1 protein-coding gene is annotated in these 1,751 nt (G+C 19.8%); it reads left to right on the forward strand.

The annotated features are described in order from the left end of the window. Positions 1 to 166 precede the first annotated feature (166 nt). Positions 167 to 1,594, forward strand: coding sequence for a helix-turn-helix domain-containing protein (locus HMPREF0202_RS08540; RefSeq protein ID WP_023052417.1), 1,428 nt, complete (start codon positions 167 to 169; stop codon positions 1,592 to 1,594). Positions 1,595 to 1,751: the final 157 nt, after the last annotated feature.

Below are 1,751 nucleotides of genomic sequence, written 5' to 3' on the forward strand. Positions count from 1 at the left end.
TAAATATGATAAATTTGATAAGATATGTTTTGAAGAATTCTTTTCTTTAAGCATATCTTTATTTAATTATCATTAAGTAAGAGTAAAAAAATTAAAGAAGAGGGGTGAAAGGATTTACTTTTAGCAATTTAATATAGAAAAATAAAGCTAAAAGTGTTATCTAAAAATGTTTTTAAATAAAAAATCATTGAATATTTTAAATCTGTTTTTAAGTTTAAAGAGATACAGTTATTCAGAGTTAGAAACAGTTCTAAAAATAAAGAAAAGATCAATAACAATGAATATAAATACAGTAAATAGTTTTTTACACAACCATAATATAAATGGAATACTGAAAGAGGATGAAATTTTTTATATCGACGAGAAAGAAATTTTAAAAATAAAAGATTTATTATCACATGCACCTTTTAGTCCTATTGAAAGAAGAGACTATATTTTATTAAAACTTTTTTTTACTAATAAAGTGATATTAAGTAATAGTTTTATTGAATTAGATATCACAAGAAGAACGTTAAACTATGATTTAGAAAGAATAAAAGAATATTTAATAAAGTATAACCTTAAATTAGAAAGTTTACCTTCAAAAGGAGTTTTTCTTATTGGAAATGAAATAGATATAAGATTTTTATTTGCAAGTTATTTAACTAAGTATTTTGTAGAAAGAGATAGTTGTCATAATTTATTTATTAATTTGATTAACAGCATTTTTTCTAAAAAAGAGGTAAGTCTAGCTAAAAAGATAGTTTTAAATCTAATAAATAAAATGAATATTTCCCTTCCACCAGAAGATTTTTTTAAAATTGTTTCAATAATTTTGATTCATTCATTTAGAGAGATTAATTTTCCATGTTCATACGAGAAATATAGAACTTCTCAGGTTTTATTAGAAAATAAATATTATAATAAAGTTATAAATTTTTTAAAAACTCATGGATTAGAGGAATTAAAAATATACGAATTAGATACAATAGCGGAACTTCTTTTATCATTAGATATTGAAAGATATACAATGAATATTGAGAATGAAGTAAATTTATTTCTAAAAAACCTTGAATTTAAATTAAATATAACTATTCCAAAAGAACAAGATTTTTTAATGCAAGTTTCTAATGCGATAAGAATAGGAAAGTTTAAAGCAGAATTAAATTTTTTAGAGCATAAAGAGCTACATAAATTAGATAGAGAATATAAAAAATACTATGTAGAAATAAATAATGTAATCAAAGAAATTATTCCTAAATTTTATTTAGAGGATATCATATATCTAACTATACTTATAAAAAATAGCGTAGATATGAGTGATTTAGAACATAAAAAACCAAAAAATATAGCAATAATAGATAACTCTTTTAATCATATCTATGGAAAAATGTTATTAAAATATATAAAAGGAAATTATTATGTAAACATTTTAAAGATATTGGATAATTATCAATTAAAAGATTTTTTAAAAAATGAAAATGAAATAGATTTCATATTAACTTTAAATGACATAAATATAAAAAAGACAAAAGTTCCAACAATAAAGATGGATTTTAAGTATATATTAAATAATGTTTGTGAACTGGAGAAACATGGATTTTTAAAAAAATAATAGAGTTTTAATAATATATTTATTTTGACATATTTCTGTAACAAATCTTTGGTAATATTAATTTATAAAATAAAAAATAAATTAAAAAAGAGGAGTTAAGATTATGAAAAAAATATTATTAGTAGGTGGTGTTAGAATAAGTTTGTAGACATAAAAT

Source organism: Cetobacterium somerae ATCC BAA-474 (assembly GCF_000479045.1).
Taxonomy (GTDB): Bacteria; Fusobacteriota; Fusobacteriia; order Fusobacteriales; family Fusobacteriaceae; genus Cetobacterium_A; species Cetobacterium_A somerae.